Below are 14,372 nucleotides of genomic sequence, written 5' to 3' on the forward strand. Positions count from 1 at the left end.
GCTGCGGCTAGCGGGGGTCGAGACGGAACACCCGGATGACCCGGTCGGTGCGCTCCTGATATTTCGCGAAGTTGGGCCAGGTCCGGGTCATCACGTCATAGAGACGGTCTCGCTCGGACCCGGTGGCTTCGTGGACGACGACGCGGTGCTCACGGCCACCGACGCGGACTCGCGGCTCGTCGGCGGCCACCACGTTGAGCACCCAGACCGGCCGCCGGGTGCCGCCGAAGTTGGAGCCGGCCACCAGCCAGCCACCCTCGTGGGGCACCGCGAGCAGCGGTGTCTCGCGGAGCTGCCCGCTCTTACGGCCCGGCACGATGAGGGTCAGTGAGGGCAGACCCGCCAGGTCGAGCAGCGTCAACCGGCCCCGGGACAGCCGCTGGATGCCCTTGTCGATCCTGACGATCTGCGGGAGGTGTCGCGGGGTGCGCTCGTCGGCCCCGATCGCGACCGCGATCGGCAGCACGGCGCGGCGATAGCGCTCGTGGAGCGCAGACCGGACGCGGTGCGCCGGCGCGGGCCGGGGCTCGGGCATGGAGGCGATCCTACGGCGGGTCATGGCTCAGACCCGTGCGTGCGCGATCGCCTCCTCCTCCTCGGGTGAGAGCTGCTGCTCGCACGTCCAGCCGCTGATCGACTTGGCATAGGTGCGTGCCTCGCTGCGCCCGTGGATCGAGCTCAGCACCACCCCGTGGCCGGCGTCGTCCAGCAGCGCCACGCTCCAGCTCAGGTGTCCGCCGACGTCTCCGAACGCGTCATACCTGACCACCGAGAGGTGACGCAGGGCGTCGCCGGTCTCGGTCTTGAGTGCGGCGACCTCCTGGCGCAGCCCGTGGACGTCCTCGGGCAGCGCATCGACCGCGGGGCGTTGGGTCGAGGCCGTACGCCGCAGTCCGACCACGGCCAGGACGAGGGCCGTCGCAGCGGTAAGCAGGGCGAGGATGGCGAGGATCAGCACGGGCCCGACCCTAGGCCACCCGAGGGGCCGATCGGCTGAGACGAGCCGGTCGCACTCGTTGCCTGCGTGGGAAGATCCGCAGGTGACCGCACCAGCCTCGGATCGTCCGCGCATCGCCTACCAGGGCGAGCCCGGCGCCAACTCCCACCTCGTGTGCCAGCAGCACTACCCCGACTGGGAGGCGCTGGCGTGCGCGTCGTTCGAGGACGCGTTCGCGGCGGTGGAGAACGGTGACGCCGAGCTGGCGATGATCCCGATCGACAACTCGATCGCCGGCCGGGTCGCGGACATCCACCACTTCCTGCCCACCAGCGACCTGCACATCGTCGGTGAGAGGTTCCTGCGGATCCAGTTCGCCCTGATGGCGACCCCCGGTGCCGACGTCTCCGGCCTGCGGACGGTGCACAGCCACGTGCACGCCCTCGGCCAGTGTCGCGGCGTCATCCGCGAGCTCGGGCTGACGCCGGTCGTCGCCGGCGACACCGCGGGGGCCGCGCGCGAGGTGGCCCAGGCCCAGGACCCGACCCGGGCAGCGATCGCACCGCCGTTGGCCGCGCAGATCTACGGCCTCGAGGTCCTGCGCAACGACGTCGAGGACGAGGACCACAACACCACGCGGTTCATCGTGCTCTCCCGCGACTTCGACCAGGCTCCTCGCGACGCCGGCAGCGTGGTCACGACCTTCATCTTCAACGTGCGCAACCTGCCCGCTGCGCTCTACAAGGCGCTCGGCGGCTTCGCCACCAACGGGGTCAACATGACCAAGCTGGAGAGCTACATGGTCGGCGGCCACTTCACCGCGACCCAGTTCCTGGCCGAGGTCGACGGTCACCCCGAGGACCCGGCGGTGAAGAACGCGCTCGAGGAGCTGGCGTTCTTCACCACCGAGGTCAAGGTGCTGGGCGTCTATCCCGCCGACGAGTTCCGCAGCAGCTAGCCCTGGGCTCCGTCAGGCGGGTTCTGCATGAGCACGAACGAGGCGCCCTGCGGGTCCTGGAGCACCGCCAGCCGCCCGACCCCCTCGACGTCGAAGGCCGGCGTGATCGTGGTGGCGCCCAGCTCGGATGCGTGAGCAACCGCCGCGTCCACGTCGTCGACGTTGAAGCTGACGTTCCAGTGGGCCGGGACGTCCGGCGCGGGAGGAGGTGTCAGGCCGGCGACGGACCGGCCATTGGCGTTGAGCATCACGTAGGGCTCGGGTGAGCCCGGCATCTCGATCGTCTCGGTCGTGAGTCCCAGGACCGCGCCATAGAAAGGTGCGGCTCGGTCGAGGTCGGGGGTCTCCAGCTCGTTCCAGATCAAGGTGGCGTGCTCGTTGGCGCGCTGACAGCCGGCGAACCCCTTGTCCTGCCACAGCCCGACGGGCGCACCGGTCGGGTCTGCCACCCACGCCATCCGGCCCTGGTCGGGGACGTCCATCGGCTCGGCCAGCACCTGTCCCCCGGCCTGCTGCGCCTTGGCCACGGCGTCGTCGACGTCGTCGGCGGCGAGGTAGACCCCCCAGCTCGACGGCTGGGCGCCGTCCATCACCGGGCCGAGCCCGGCCACCCGGTCGTCCCCGAGCTTGGCGATGGAATAGCTGCCGAGGTCCTGTCCGTCGTCCCCGGTCATCGTGCTCTCCTCGAAGTCCCAGCCGAACACCTGGCCGTAGAACTCCTTCGATGCCTGCGGGTCGGCGCTGGTGTGCTCGATCCAGCTCGGCGTCCCCTGGTCGTACCTGTCGAACTTCGCCATCACTGACTCCCTCGTGGTTGTGGTCTCGACCCCCACGTCCGACTCAACACCCGACCACCGACAGTGGCAACGGTAGGTTCGCACCGTGAGTGACGAGCGGACCGCAGACCTCGGCTTCGCACGGGTCGACCTGGAGCGGGCGGACCGCACGGGCGACCCCGAGGTGGTGTACGGCGCCGGCAAGACCCCCGAGCAGGTCGCCGAGATCCTCAGCACCCTGCACGAGCGCCACCCCGACCGCGCGGTGCTCGCGACCCGCCTCAGCACCGAGGCGATGGCAGCGGCCGCCGCCGTCGGTGCCGAGGTGCACACCGTGGCTCGGGCAGCGACCCTCGGCCCGCTGCCCGCCACCACCGGACGCGTCGGCATCCTCTCGGCCGGCACCTCCGACGCCCCTGTCGCAGCCGAGGCGGCCCTGACCGTGCGGGTCCACGGGGCGGAGGCCGTCGAGATCCGCGACGTGGGGGTCGCCGGCCTCCACCGCCTGCTGGCCGTGCGCGACCGCCTCGACGAGGCAGACGTGCTGGTCGTCGTCGCCGGGATGGAGGGAGCACTCCCCTCGGTGGTCGGCGGCCTGGTCGGGACACCTGTCATCGCCTGCCCCACCAGTGTCGGCTACGGCGCCTCGTTCGGCGGCCTGGCAGCGCTTCTCGGCATGCTCAACTCCTGCGCCCCGGGCGTCACGGTCGTCAACATCGACAACGGCTATGGCGCCGGTGTCGCAGCCGCGCGGATCGCCCGGGCAGTGGGGCGGCAGGCGTGACGGTCTGGGTCGACGCGTCGGCCGGGGCGAGCGGCGACATGCTGCTCGGGGCCCTGGTCGCTGCCGGCGTGCCGCTCGAGCCGATCAGGGCGGCGATCGACGCCGTGGCTCCCGAACCGGTCACGCTCCGGCCGGAGACGGTCGACCGCAACGGGTTCGCAGCCACCCGCTGCCACGTCGAGATCGCCGACTCGGTCCACCACCGCGCCTGGCGCGACATCTCGACACTGCTGGGGGCCGCCGACCTCGACGACGAGGTCCGGCGCCTGGCCACGGCGGCCTTCGAGCGGCTCGCGGTCGCCGAGGCCCGGGTCCATGGCGCCGACCCGCTCGACGTCTCCTTCCACGAGGTCGGGGCTCTCGACGCGATCGCCGACGTGGTCGGGGTGTGCGCCGGCTTCGTGTGGCTCGGTGGCGACGTCTGCGTCTCGCCCGTCGCGGTCGGCTCGGGCAGCGTCACCGGCGCGCACGGCCAGATGCCGGTCCCGCCGCCCGCGGTCGCCGAGCTGCTCCGGGGGTGCCGTCGTTCGCCGGTCCGGGCAGCGCCGAGTCCTGTACGCCGACCGGAGCCGCGCTCCTCACCACGCTCGCCACCTCCTGGGGGCCCCAGCCTGCGATGGCCGTCGACGTGATCGGGGTGGGCGCCGGGGGTCGCGACCCCCAGACGCACGCCAACGTCGTGCGGATCTTCGTCGGGGACCCGGCCGGCCCCGACACCCGCCCGCTGCTCATCGAGACCAACATCGACGACCTCGACCCGCGGGTGTGGCCGTCGGTGATCTCGACCCTGTTGGCGGCCGGCGCCAGCGACGCCTGGCTGACGCCGATCCTGATGAAGAAGGGCCGGCCCGCACACACGCTCTCGGTGCTGACGGGCCGAGCGACGGCCGAAGCCGTCCGAGCGGCCATCTGGCGCCATACCTCCTCCATCGGCGTGCGCGAGATCCCCCTCGGCAAGCACGCCCTGGACCGCGAGATGGTCTCGGTCGACGTCGACGGCCACCCCATCGACGTCAAGCTCGCCCGTCACGAGGGCGAGGTCGTCAACGCGCAGCCGGAGTGGGACCACGTCGCCCGGGCGGCCGTCGCGCTCGACCGGCCCGCCAACGACGTGCTGGCTGACGCGATCGCGGCCACCCGGGCCCTGCTGCGGGGGTGACCGGGGCCCCGACCCGCACGACGCCGGACGTAGAGTCCCCGGCGTGGATCTCGTCGTCGTCGCGCTGACCTTCGCCGCGATCTTCGTCGTCGAGCTGCCCGACAAGACCTTCATCGCCACCCTGGTGCTGTCGACGAAGTTCCGCCCGCTGCTGGTGTGGATCGGCGTCGCGCTGGCGTTCCTGGTGCAGACGAGTGTCGCGGTCGGGCTCGGCAAGGCCGCGACGTTCCTGCCCGACCTCGCCGTCCAGGTCGCTGCTGCCGTCATGTTCACCGTCGGCGCCCTGATCCTGCTGCGCGAGGCTCGCGCCCACGAGGCAGCAGAAGGCGCCCAGGAGGAGGACTTCGCCGCCAGGGCCGGGGAGGCGCGAGGCTTCAAGGTCGTCCTGACCAGCTTCGTGGTGCTCTTCGCGGCCGAGTGGGGCGACCTGTCGCAGCTGCTGACGCTCTCGCTGGTGGCGAAGTACGACGACCCGGTCAGCGTCTTCGTCGGGGCGTGGGGTGCCCTGCTCGCCGTGAGCGGGCTCGCCGTGATCGTCGGCCGGGTGCTGCTGTCCCGGATCCGGCTCAGCCTGCTGCACTACCTGGGTGCGGGAGTGTGCCTGCTCATGGCAGGTTTGACCGTGTGGGAGATGACGCGCTGACGGTTCGCCGGCTCTTCGTCGAGGCCAACGGCGAGCACCCGATGACCGAGGCGGACGACGCCTACGTGCGAGCGCACTTCGAGCCGGCGACCGCCGAACAGCTGGAGCTGATCGCAGCGGGCCGGCTGCCGCTGCCGGGCTACTACCTCTCCGACGAGACGCCCATGGTCGCGGACATCAGCGCCTGCCTCGCGGCGGCCGGCGGGGTCGAGGCCCTGCACGACTGGTTCCTCGCCTTCTGGCCCGGCCACGAGGAGACCGCGGTCGACGAGTGGGCGACGTTCCTCGCCGGACGCTACGTCTGCCTCCGCGACCTCGACCCGCTCTCGATCCGCCGCCGCACGAGGATGCTCGAGCAGGCGCGGGCGGCGGTCCGGGCGCTGCGCACCGACCCGCGCGACGAGGTCGCGCAAGGAGCGCTGGCGGAGGCGGTCGACGGCGGTCTGGGCGTCCCCGGTCTCGACCAGCTGCTGCTGCCGATGACCGCGCACGACCGGCTCCGCTTCGGCGGCCCGACGGTCCGCGACCTCTGGGTCGACGCCGTGCGCGCCGAGTTCCACAACCCGCAGCCGCCGGCCCTGCCGATCCGCACCAAGCGCCTCACCCTGCGTCGCGCGCGGCCGGACGACTCCGCTGCCACGGCAGCCGCCTTCGGTGACCCCGACTTCGTCCGCCACCTGCTCGTGGGCCCGCAGAACCCCGCCGAGGTGGCCTTCACCGCCCACCAGCGGTCGCAGCCGGAGCCCCCGGGCGAGCACCGGGTGCTGCCGTTGCTCATGGACCTCGACGGCACCGTCGTCGGCTCGGTCGTGCTGTTCTTCTCCGGCGCCGGGCGCACCAGCGCCGAGATCGGCTGGACCGTCTATCCGGGATGGGCCGGCCGGGGGCTGGCCGCCGAGGCCGCCAGGACGCTGCTCGACGTGGCGTTCGAGCACTACGGCGTGCGCCGCGTGGTCGCCAACCTCGACGCGGAGAACGCCCGGTCGGCGGCCCTGGCCGAGCGGCTCGGCATGCGTCGGGAGAGCGCCCGGGTGGCCGACTACTGGTCGAAGGGACGATGGACGGACTCCTACGACTATGCGATCCTCCGCGCCGAGTGGGAGGCGCGGCGGCATACCGCACCCTGACGCACACGTGTAGAAGTAGTGGCCCAGCCCGGGGCCCATCAAGGGCCAGAAGTCGTACACACGTGTGCAGGATCGGGGGCGCGATTCGCATCTGGGGATGCGGACGGGCCCCGGCCTCGGCACCTCGAGCACCCTCGCCGGATGAACGAGGAGAAGCTCGACACCACCCGACCGTTCCGCCGGGTCGACGCACTGGCGAAGGGAATCACCGCCAAGGAGCTGCGCGGGCCGCGCTTCCGTCCGATCTTCCGCGGCGTCCTGATCGCCTCCTGCATCAAGGTCACGCCCAAGATCCGCGCTGAAGCCGCGCTCCGGCTCTTCGACCCCACGGCGTTCGCGAGCCACGCCAGCGCCGCCCGCTTGCTGGGCGTGCCGATCCCGACACTGCCCGACGAGCACGTCACCGTCTTCCACCAGCGCATGCGCCGACACCATCGCGGCATCCGCACCCATGTCTCCGACACCATGGACGTCCAGAGGTTCACGGGAGGGCTGCTCTCCGATCATCGACGGATGTTCGTGGAGCTGGCCGAGCTCGTCGGCCTGGTCGACCTCGTGGTCGCCGGTGACCACATGGTTCGCAGGGGCTGGATCACGCCCGAGCAGCTGGTGGCCTACTGCGACACCAGCAGGCACCGCGCCGCTCGGGCGGCGCGTCGAGCTGCTGCCTACGTGCGTGCTGAGGTGGACTCGCCGATGGAGACGCGGCTGCGGATGCTGCTCGTGCTCGCGGGACTCCCCGAGCCCGCCGTCAACATGAAGATCAGGGCGGCCGACGGTGAGGTGGTGCGCCGCTACGACCTCAGCTTTGAGGGAGTGAAGGTGATCGTCGAATACGACGGACGCCAGCACATCGAGCGGATCGAGGCATGGGAGTCCGACCTCGAGCGCCGCGAGGCCATCGACGACGACGGGTGGCGGATCCTGGTCGTGGTCGCGTCCGGGATCTACAAGTCACCCGAGCGGACCGTGCTGCGTGTGTGGCGTCTGCTCCGGGCACGCGGCCTCGACGGAGTGCCGGCTAGGCCGGACGACGAGTGGCGGGCCCACTTCCCGGGCCACGCGCAGGCGATCTGAGACGGCGACCCGGCGGCGTACACGTGTCGAGCTTGTGGCCCCCGATCGTAGCGGCCAAGGGCCACAACCTCTACACGAGTACGCCGAGGGCGTGGCGCGGCGGCACACCGCACCCTGACGCCTGGCGCCGCGGGCGTCTAGGCTCGCGACCATGGCTCACTCCCACGGTGCCGACAGCGAAGTCGGCACGCTCACCACCGTCATGCTGCACCGGCCCGGCAACGAGCTGAAGCGGTTGACTCCCCGCAACAACGACAAGCTGCTCTTCGACGGGATCCCCTGGGTCAGCCGTGCCCAGGAGGAGCACGACGCCTTCGCCGAGACCCTGCGCCAGCGCGACGTCGAGGTGCTCTACCTGACCGACCTGCTGACCGAGACCCTGGCCAGCGAGACCGCGCGCACCCACGCGATCAGCTCCGCACTGAGCGGGCTGCACCTCGGCGACACGCTGCGCACCTATCTCGCCCAGGCGATGGCGGACGCGTCGCCGCAGGAGCTGACCGACCTGCTGACCGCCGGCATCCGCAACGACGAGGTCCGCGGCGGACACGGTCTGGTGACGAGCCTGCTGAGCCCCTACGACTTCCTCGTCGACCCGCTGCCCAACCTGCTCTTCACCCGCGACTCCAGTGTGTGGATCCGCGACCGGGTCGCGATCACCAGCCTCGCGATGCCGGCCCGCATGCGCGAGACGCAGCTGACCGAGCTGATCTACACCGAGCACCCCCGGTTCGCCGGAGGCACCGAGCAGATCCACGGGTGGCACAACGAGCACGTCGAGGGTGGCGACGTCCTGCTGCTCGCGCCCGGCGTGATCGCGATCGGTGTGGGCGAGCGAACCACTCCGGCGGGGGTGGAACGGTTGGCCAGGCAGGTCTTCCACGGCCGGCTGGCGCACACCGTGCTGGCGGTCCCGATCGCCCAGGAGCGCGCCACCATGCACCTCGACACCGTGTGCACGATGGTCGACTTCGACAAGGTCGTGATGTATCCCAACGTGGCGGACACGCTGCGCGCCCACGCGGTCACCGTCCGCGAGCACGGGGAGCACGAGACCGACCTGGTGCTCGACGTTGCCGAGGCGGAACCGTTCCTCGTCGCGGCCGCCAAGGCGATGCAGATCGACACCCTCCACCAGATCGACACCGGGCTCGACCCGGTGACGGCCGAGCGCGAGCAGTGGGACGACGGCAACAACACCCTGGCCCTGGCGCCGCGGGTGGCGGTGGCCTACGAGCGCAACGACGAGACCAACGAGCGACTGGAGGAAGCCGGCATCGAGGTCGTGCGCATCGCCGGCTCGGAGCTCGGGTCGGGTCGCGGTGGGCCCCGGTGCATGTCCTGCCCGATCACCCGCGCTCCTCTCGTCGTCTGAGCCTGCTCACGCTCGGCACGAAGACGTGGCAGGATCACCCGCGGGGTGGGACCCGAAATCAAGCCACACGAGGAGCACGTGAAATGACGACGTCCATCTTCGACGCCCTCCCAGCCGCCGACGCCGACAAGGTCACTGCCGCCGGCACACCGGTCTCGCTGCCGCAGGGCTGGTCTCCGATCGGCGAGAAGACCCTCGCGGACAAGGCCTACATCCTGACCTCCGGCGAGGTGTCCGTGCGCAGCAAGGGCACCGAGATCGCCATCCTGGGTCCGGGGCAGATCATCGGTGAGGCCGGGATCATCAACAAGAAGCTCCGCACCGCGACGATCGTCGCGCTCACCCCGCTCCAGGCGCTGCACTACACCCGCGAACAGCTCACGCGGCTGATCGACGAGATCCCGTCCCTGGCAGCGGCGCTCGAGGCGTCGGCGGCCGAGCGCTACGGCAACAGCTGACCAGCGTGAAGTCCGCATGAGCGAGTCGGACTCCATCGACCTCGGCGACTCCTACGAGGAGGTCGAGTCGTTCCTGCTCGGTGGCCCACCGACGCTGACCCGCCTCGAGGTGGCCGAGCGAGCTGGTGTCCCCATGGAGCTCGCAACCGAGCTGTGGCGGCTGCTCGGCTTCGTGCAGGTCACCGACGAGACTGTCGCGTTCACTGCCAGCGACGTCCAGGCGCTCCGCCTGGCGGTCGACCTGATGGAGCTCGACATCCTGAGCCCAGACTCCCAGGCGGCCCTGGTCCGCACCTGGGGCCGCAGCTTCGCGCGTCTGGCCGAGTGGCAGGCGACCCTGCTGACCGACCTGGCGATCGAGGCCAAGGACCCCGGCGTGGGCCTGGCGGAGATCGCGACGGAGGTGGTGCCGCGGGTCGAGGCGCTGCAGTCCTACGTATGGCGCCGCCACCTCGCCAGCACCGCCAACCGGCTGCTGGCGACCGCCTCGGCCGGTGAGCCCGAGCAGACGATGGCGGTCTGTTTCGTCGACATCGTCGGCTACACCACCCAGAGCAAGTCGCTGGAGGAGGCCGAGCTGGTCGAGTGGATCGAGCGGTTCGAGCAGGCCGCGACCACGGCCGTCATCGATCGCGGTGGCCGCGTCATCAAGACCATCGGTGACGAGATCCTCTTCACCACCGACGAGGCCTCGACGGCTGCGGAGATCGCGCTGGCGCTCACCGCACGGGGTCGAGACAGCGACGACCTCTTCCCCGACGTGCGGGCGGGCATCGCCTACGGCGCGGTGGTCAACCGGCTGGGGGACGTCTTCGGCGCAACCGTCAACATCGCCTCACGGCTGACCTCGGTCGCCAGGCCCGGCACCGTGGTCGTGGACCGTGGCGCCCACGCCGTCCTGACCGGTGAGGACGCGCCCGACGCCGACGAGGCACCTTCCGACGAGGCTGCCACCGCCGACGGCGACACGGGCCCGGAAGACTCACGCGAGTCGACTGCCACCCCCGACGCCGGTCCGGAGGCGGACAACCAAGACCAGGACGACTCCCCGAGCTATCAGTTCCGCCGCATCCGACGCGTCTCGGTGAAGGGCTACAGCCGGCTCGAGGCCTGGCGGCTCAGGCCGACCAAGGACTGACGGCCGGGCTCAGGGCAGGCAGGGAAGCGGAGCCAGCGGGCACGGCGGCTGCGTCGTCGTCGTGGCCGTGGGTGAGGGCGAGCTGGACGTCGACGTCGACGACGACTCCGAGGCGCTCGTCGAAGGCGGCGGGCTCGTGGGGCTCGGCGTGCCGGCCAGGCAGTCGTCGTAGGTCTTCTGCGCCATCTCCTTCCACTCGAGCTGGAGGGCGAGACTGCGCCGAGCTGCGCGCAGCTTCCTCTTCCACTTCCGCTTCTTGGCCCCCGTGCTCTTCTTGACCCGCTTCTTGAGCTTGCGCACGAGGGCCCTGTCCTCCTGCACTGCGGCTGTCGCGTCACTCAGGTCCTGCTTGGCCTCGGAGCAGTCGGCCCGAAGCGCTGAGCCCGACCGGGTCTCGGTCGCCGTCGCCGTACCAGCTGTCGCAACGGCCAGCAGCCCGCCGGCGGCCAGGACCAGGGCGACGAACGCTGCGACGAGCGGATTAAGGAGGGAGCGGAGCATGGCGGAACCTCTCGGGGGACGGAGGTGGCCAGTGTGTACGCCTGATGTTGAAATTGGAACGGGTCGGCCGGATTTCCAGCCCTGGGGGTAGGGAGGCTCCGGTCAGCCAGGCAGGCAGATCTCCGAGGGGCCGGTCGGCAACGGGTTGGGGATGCACAGGGGCGGAAGGGGCCCGCTCGGGATCGTCGGGAGCCCACTGGTCGGCGTCGCCGTCGACGTGCTCGTGGCCGTCCCGGTGGCGGTGCTGGTGGCCGTCCCGGTGGCGGTGCTGGTGGCAGTGCTGGTCGCGGTGGGCGATGACGGCGGGTTGGCCTTGAGGCACTTGTCATAGGCAGCGCGCGCAGTGGTGTACCACTCGAGCTGGAGCCTGAGCTCCTTCTTGGCCGCGCGGAGCTTGCGCTTGGCCTTCTTCACCCTGGCGGGCTGGCCAGACTTCTTCGCCTTCTTGAGGCGCTTCTTCGCCTTCTTGACCTTCGTGGCCGACTCCTGGGTGGCCGTCGCCGCGTCGGTCAGCTCCTTGGTCTGGGCAGCACACGCACTGGAGGAGGCGCTCGCGGATGCGTTGGCAGTGGCGCCCGAACCCACCAGCCCCGCCATGCCCGCGACAGCCAGGGCGACGGCGACAGCAGTGGCGACGACAGCGCGGAGAGTGGTCAGCATTGGCACACCGTAGTGGCGGCTTCTCCGGCTGTCAGCGAAATCACCCCGGACTTGGAACGGACCTACTGGGGAAACTCCTCAACCGCAGGTCGGTCGTGGGCGCCGCTCGCGCCTGCAACGCGGGTCCGAGGAACCGGCAACGCCCAGGCAGAGCGATTCGCGGCCTGTTCCGGTGCCGGTCTTTCAGCCCGCGGGGATCCCGCGCTCGTTGCGGTAGCCCCGCACGCCGGTGATGAGGCCATCCACCACGGAGAAGATGTGGCACACCATGCTCACGTGGGTGCCGTCGCTGTCGACGATGGTCGACAGCTGCTCGACGTAGACGTCGTCGCCCGCCTGCTGCACGGTGATGTTCTCCGTGGTGAGCGACGTGGACTTGTTGATCGGTGCCTGCAACCTCGTGATCAGTGCGTCCGCCCCTCGGTGCATCACCTGCCACGGCTCGTCAGTCCAAGCGCTTGCGACCTTGATGACGAGGTCCGCGGACAGGAACTCGCGGAGAGCCTCGAAGTCGCTGACGTCTCCGGAAGCCCGTGCCCGTTGGACCGCCTCGATGTAGCGCCTCACGAGGTCGATCGAGGCAGTGTCCTCAGCCATCTGTCACCTCCGGTCCAGAAAACCATGGCACGCGTGGCGCGCACGCTGCAAGGAGAGACGAATCCGCCGTAGAACATGGAACGCCCGGCCGCTGTTGACGGGGGATACAACAACGGCCGGGCGAAATTCACGCTACGCGCACTGCTGCGCCGGACACAAGCAGCACGCCGATCCTTTAACGAATGGTGACCTGCCTGTTGGCCAATCCGGCACGCGCGGAGCGCTCCTCGGCCGTGAGGTCGCCGCCGGTGGCCAGCGCGTCGGTCAGCGCCGCAGCGAAGGCGGCCGCCGGATCTTCGAGGACAGCCGCGCCGGTGCCGACCGGGAGGTCCCAGACCGGGGCGAGGCGACCGTGGGCGCGGAACATCCCGACGAAGCGTGAGCCTTCCGCGACGGAGTCCTGACCCGCTGCATGCAGCCGCGCCAGCGCATCGAGCAGGTGGTCCTCGGGGTGGGGCATCACCCAGCGCAGGTGTTCCTTGGTGCCGACGTTGGTCCAGTACGCCGCCTCCACGCTCTCCAGCCGGGCCGTGGGGGGGGCCGCGGAGCTGGCCTCCTCGAGGGCGGCAGCCGTCGCGTCGTCCTGGTCGCCGAGGTCGTCGATCCAGTAGCCGAAGCCGTCGTGGACGGTGATGTCGAGGGAGGTGTTGCTGATCAGGTCCTGGAGGCGCGGGCCCTCACCGGGCGGGGAGGTCAGACCGACGACCCCCGGCTCGGTCTGGGCGATCGCGGCCTCGAGCACCGCGCCGAGGTCGCGCGCAGGGTCGCCGTACTGGTGCGCGACCTGCAGCCCCAGCCAGATCGCCCCGCTCTCGCGGACCATGGCCGGAGCGGCCATCGGGAGCAGGGTGCACAGGCGCACCTCGCGATCGGTGCCCGGAACGGTCAGCGGCACGGTCGCCGCAGGCACCAGCTCGCGGAGCGCGATGACGTCACACTCACCGGGCATCCCCTCGAACGGACGGCTGACGAACACGGGTGCGGCGCCACCGGCGGCGCCGTGGCACGCCTTGTAGCGCTTCCCCGAGCCGCAGGGGCAGGGCTGGCGAGGGCCGACGGCGTTCTCGCCGGCGCCTTCGGTCGAAGCGATGTCGCGGGCTTTGGTGCGGGACTTCTTGGCCATGGGCGTAGACGCTATCTGTCCAGCAGCTGCCGCATGTATCCCGGCTTGTCGCTGATGACGGCCGTGACCCCGAGATCGAGGCACAGCTGGAGGTCGGCCTCGGTGTTCACCGTCCACACATGGATCTCGCGACCGGCCAGGCGCAGGTGCTTGCCGAGGCCCGGGTGGGCACGCAGTTCGTCGATGCCGGGGCCGATGATCCAGTCCCTGCCGACGACCATCTTGAGCATCGGCCAGTGGTGGGCCTTCTCGACGAGCATCACCACCGGCAGGTCGGGCGCCAGCCGACGGGCCCGCTGGATCGCGGTCAGGCTGAAGCTCATCATCCGCGCCGGGGAGTCCGCACCGGTCCAGCCGAAGTCGGCCAGGAGCTCGATCAGACGCCGCTCCACCAGACCGCCATACCTCGTCGGGTGCTTGGTCTCGATCGCCAGCTCCACCCGTCGGTCGGCGTCGGCGACCGTCTCCAGCAGCTTGCGCAGCGTCAGCACCCTGCGCTCCGAGGGGTCGAAGTCGGGCGCCTCGTCGTCGAGCTCGGCCCAGGGGTTCTTCCACGAGGCGAAGTCGAGCTCGTCGAGCTCGGCAAGGTTCATCGTCGAGACGATGCCCTTGTCGGCGGCCGTCCGGCGCAGGGTGCGGTCGTGCACGCAGACCAGGTGTCCGTCGGCGGTCAGGCGCACGTCGCACTCCAGCGCGTCAGCGCCCGCCTCGATCGCTCGCTCGTAGGCACGGAGCGTGTGCTCGGGGTTCTCGTGGCTTGCACCACGGTGGGCGACGACCTGCGGCCTCATGCAGGCATCATGTCGCAGCGATCGCGCGTGGGCGCCGCAAGCAACCGGCGGTTCGTCGCTCGAGGTGACCGGCCATGCGCAGATATTCCTCCCCCTGGATCGGTGGCTGCGCATGCGCCGCCGCTCGCGGTCCGCTGGTTCCACGAGGCGTTGATGCAGGACCTGTTCGACAACGCCGAGCGTCAGGTCACGGGCACCGTGGCGGGCCGGCCGGCCCGATGGTCCCCGTGGGTCCGCGCCCTGCGGCGGGTCGCGGGATAGGCGCCGG

General features: G+C 70.9%; 19 protein-coding genes. 11 read left to right on the forward strand and 8 right to left on the reverse strand.

The window, feature by feature from the left end; genetic code table 11:
- Positions 1-7 precede the first annotated feature (7 nt).
- A complete protein-coding gene (locus G7071_RS04645) occupies positions 8-535 on the reverse strand; it encodes a nitroreductase family deazaflavin-dependent oxidoreductase (RefSeq protein ID WP_166315496.1) in 528 nt (175 codons plus the stop codon).
- 27 nt (positions 536-562) lie between these two features.
- On the reverse strand, positions 563-958 hold the full coding sequence (locus tag G7071_RS04650) for a DUF4446 family protein (protein WP_246210393.1): 396 nt from the start codon (positions 956-958) through the stop codon (positions 563-565).
- A gap of 82 nt (positions 959-1,040) precedes the next feature.
- Between G7071_RS04650 and G7071_RS04655 the strand changes: the two genes are divergently transcribed.
- A complete protein-coding gene (locus G7071_RS04655) occupies positions 1,041-1,895 on the forward strand; it encodes a prephenate dehydratase (protein WP_166313515.1) in 855 nt (284 codons plus the stop codon).
- Here G7071_RS04655 and G7071_RS04660 read toward each other — a convergent pair.
- On the reverse strand, positions 1,892-2,692 hold the full coding sequence (locus G7071_RS04660; protein ID WP_166315502.1) for a VOC family protein: 801 nt from the start codon (positions 2,690-2,692) through the stop codon (positions 1,892-1,894). The two genes, G7071_RS04655 and G7071_RS04660, sit on opposite strands and share 4 nt — an antisense overlap.
- Positions 2,693-2,777: 85 nt before the next feature.
- Between G7071_RS04660 and larB the strand changes: the two genes are divergently transcribed.
- From larB to G7071_RS04700, 9 genes are all read left to right on the forward strand, one after another.
- Complete coding sequence (gene larB, locus G7071_RS04665) at positions 2,778-3,455, forward strand: nickel pincer cofactor biosynthesis protein LarB (protein ID WP_166315505.1); 678 nt, start codon at positions 2,778-2,780, stop codon at positions 3,453-3,455.
- Positions 3,452-4,087, forward strand: coding sequence for a nickel pincer cofactor biosynthesis protein LarC (gene larC / locus G7071_RS19575; protein WP_281351732.1), 636 nt, complete (start codon positions 3,452-3,454; stop codon positions 4,085-4,087). Before larB ends, larC begins: the two co-directional genes overlap by 4 nt.
- Positions 3,973-4,614, forward strand: coding sequence for a nickel pincer cofactor biosynthesis protein LarC2 (gene larC2 / locus G7071_RS19580; RefSeq protein WP_281351733.1), 642 nt, complete (start codon positions 3,973-3,975; stop codon positions 4,612-4,614). Before larC ends, larC2 begins: the two co-directional genes overlap by 115 nt.
- 43 nt (positions 4,615-4,657) lie before the next feature.
- Positions 4,658-5,257, forward strand: a complete 600-nt coding sequence (locus G7071_RS04675) for a TMEM165/GDT1 family protein (protein WP_166315508.1) — start codon at positions 4,658-4,660, stop codon at positions 5,255-5,257.
- The gene (locus G7071_RS04680) at positions 5,239-6,384 is read left to right on the forward strand and encodes a GNAT family N-acetyltransferase (RefSeq protein ID WP_166315511.1); all 1,146 of its coding nucleotides are present in this window, start codon (positions 5,239-5,241) and stop codon (positions 6,382-6,384) included. The genes G7071_RS04675 and G7071_RS04680 overlap by 19 nt, the downstream gene beginning before the upstream one ends.
- 141 nt (positions 6,385-6,525) lie before the next feature.
- Positions 6,526-7,461: a DUF559 domain-containing protein gene (locus G7071_RS04685; RefSeq protein ID WP_166315513.1), complete on the forward strand. Its 936-nt coding sequence runs from the start codon at positions 6,526-6,528 to the stop codon at positions 7,459-7,461.
- Positions 7,462-7,612: 151 nt separating this feature from the next.
- A complete protein-coding gene (locus tag G7071_RS04690) occupies positions 7,613-8,836 on the forward strand; it encodes an arginine deiminase (protein WP_166315516.1) in 1,224 nt (407 codons plus the stop codon).
- 83 nt (positions 8,837-8,919) lie between these two features.
- Positions 8,920-9,294 (forward strand): cyclic nucleotide-binding domain-containing protein, encoded by a 375-nt coding sequence (locus tag G7071_RS04695; protein WP_166315519.1) that lies wholly within the window; start codon positions 8,920-8,922, stop codon positions 9,292-9,294.
- Between the two features lie 16 nt (positions 9,295-9,310).
- Positions 9,311-10,432: an adenylate/guanylate cyclase domain-containing protein gene (locus G7071_RS04700; RefSeq protein ID WP_166315522.1), complete on the forward strand. Its 1,122-nt coding sequence runs from the start codon at positions 9,311-9,313 to the stop codon at positions 10,430-10,432.
- Positions 10,433-10,441: 9 nt separating this feature from the next.
- Here the strand turns inward: G7071_RS04700 and G7071_RS04705 are convergent, their stop codons facing one another.
- The 5 genes from G7071_RS04705 to G7071_RS04725 all read right to left on the reverse strand — a co-directional run bounded on the left by G7071_RS04705 (position 10,442) and on the right by G7071_RS04725 (position 14,104).
- Entirely contained in the window at positions 10,442-10,933 is a 492-nt protein-coding gene (locus G7071_RS04705; RefSeq protein ID WP_166315525.1) for a hypothetical protein, read from the reverse strand.
- Between the two features lie 102 nt (positions 10,934-11,035).
- Positions 11,036-11,593: a hypothetical protein gene (locus tag G7071_RS04710; RefSeq protein ID WP_166315528.1), complete on the reverse strand. Its 558-nt coding sequence runs from the start codon at positions 11,591-11,593 to the stop codon at positions 11,036-11,038.
- Positions 11,594-11,776: 183 nt separating this feature from the next.
- On the reverse strand, positions 11,777-12,190 hold the full coding sequence (locus G7071_RS04715) for a nuclear transport factor 2 family protein (protein ID WP_166315531.1): 414 nt from the start codon (positions 12,188-12,190) through the stop codon (positions 11,777-11,779).
- A 175-nt stretch (positions 12,191-12,365) separates the two neighbouring features.
- Entirely contained in the window at positions 12,366-13,313 is a 948-nt protein-coding gene (locus G7071_RS04720; RefSeq protein ID WP_166315534.1) for a DUF5926 family protein, read from the reverse strand.
- An 11-nt stretch (positions 13,314-13,324) separates the two neighbouring features.
- On the reverse strand, positions 13,325-14,104 hold the full coding sequence (locus G7071_RS04725; protein ID WP_166315537.1) for a glycerophosphodiester phosphodiesterase: 780 nt from the start codon (positions 14,102-14,104) through the stop codon (positions 13,325-13,327).
- Positions 14,105-14,206: 102 nt separating this feature from the next.
- On the opposite strand from G7071_RS04725, the gene G7071_RS04730 reads away from it, so the two are divergent.
- Positions 14,207-14,365, forward strand: coding sequence for a hypothetical protein (locus G7071_RS04730; RefSeq protein ID WP_206062902.1), 159 nt, complete (start codon positions 14,207-14,209; stop codon positions 14,363-14,365).
- The last annotated feature ends 7 nt before the right edge of the window (positions 14,366-14,372 follow it).

The sequence above is a fragment of the Nocardioides piscis genome (genome assembly GCF_011300215.1).
GTDB lineage: Bacteria > Actinomycetota > Actinomycetes > Propionibacteriales > Nocardioidaceae > Nocardioides > Nocardioides piscis.

Coding starts and splice junctions, on each gene's coding strand:
- G7071_RS04715 (WP_166315531.1), bottom strand. CDS start 12,190: ATGGCTGAGGACACTGCCTCGATCGACCTCGTGAGGCGCTACATCGAG.
- G7071_RS04710 (WP_166315528.1), bottom strand. CDS start 11,593: ATGCTGACCACTCTCCGCGCTGTCGTCGCCACTGCTGTCGCCGTCGCC.
- G7071_RS04690 (WP_166315516.1), top strand. CDS start 7,613: ATGGCTCACTCCCACGGTGCCGACAGCGAAGTCGGCACGCTCACCACC.
- G7071_RS04725 (WP_166315537.1), bottom strand. CDS start 14,104: ATGAGGCCGCAGGTCGTCGCCCACCGTGGTGCAAGCCACGAGAACCCC.
- G7071_RS04705 (WP_166315525.1), bottom strand. CDS start 10,933: ATGCTCCGCTCCCTCCTTAATCCGCTCGTCGCAGCGTTCGTCGCCCTG.
- G7071_RS04720 (WP_166315534.1), bottom strand. CDS start 13,313: ATGGCCAAGAAGTCCCGCACCAAAGCCCGCGACATCGCTTCGACCGAA.
- G7071_RS04700 (WP_166315522.1), top strand. CDS start 9,311: ATGAGCGAGTCGGACTCCATCGACCTCGGCGACTCCTACGAGGAGGTC.
- G7071_RS04660 (WP_166315502.1), bottom strand. CDS start 2,692: ATGGCGAAGTTCGACAGGTACGACCAGGGGACGCCGAGCTGGATCGAG.
- G7071_RS04695 (WP_166315519.1), top strand. CDS start 8,920: ATGACGACGTCCATCTTCGACGCCCTCCCAGCCGCCGACGCCGACAAG.
- G7071_RS04645 (WP_166315496.1), bottom strand. CDS start 535: ATGCCCGAGCCCCGGCCCGCGCCGGCGCACCGCGTCCGGTCTGCGCTC.
- G7071_RS04685 (WP_166315513.1), top strand. CDS start 6,526: ATGAACGAGGAGAAGCTCGACACCACCCGACCGTTCCGCCGGGTCGAC.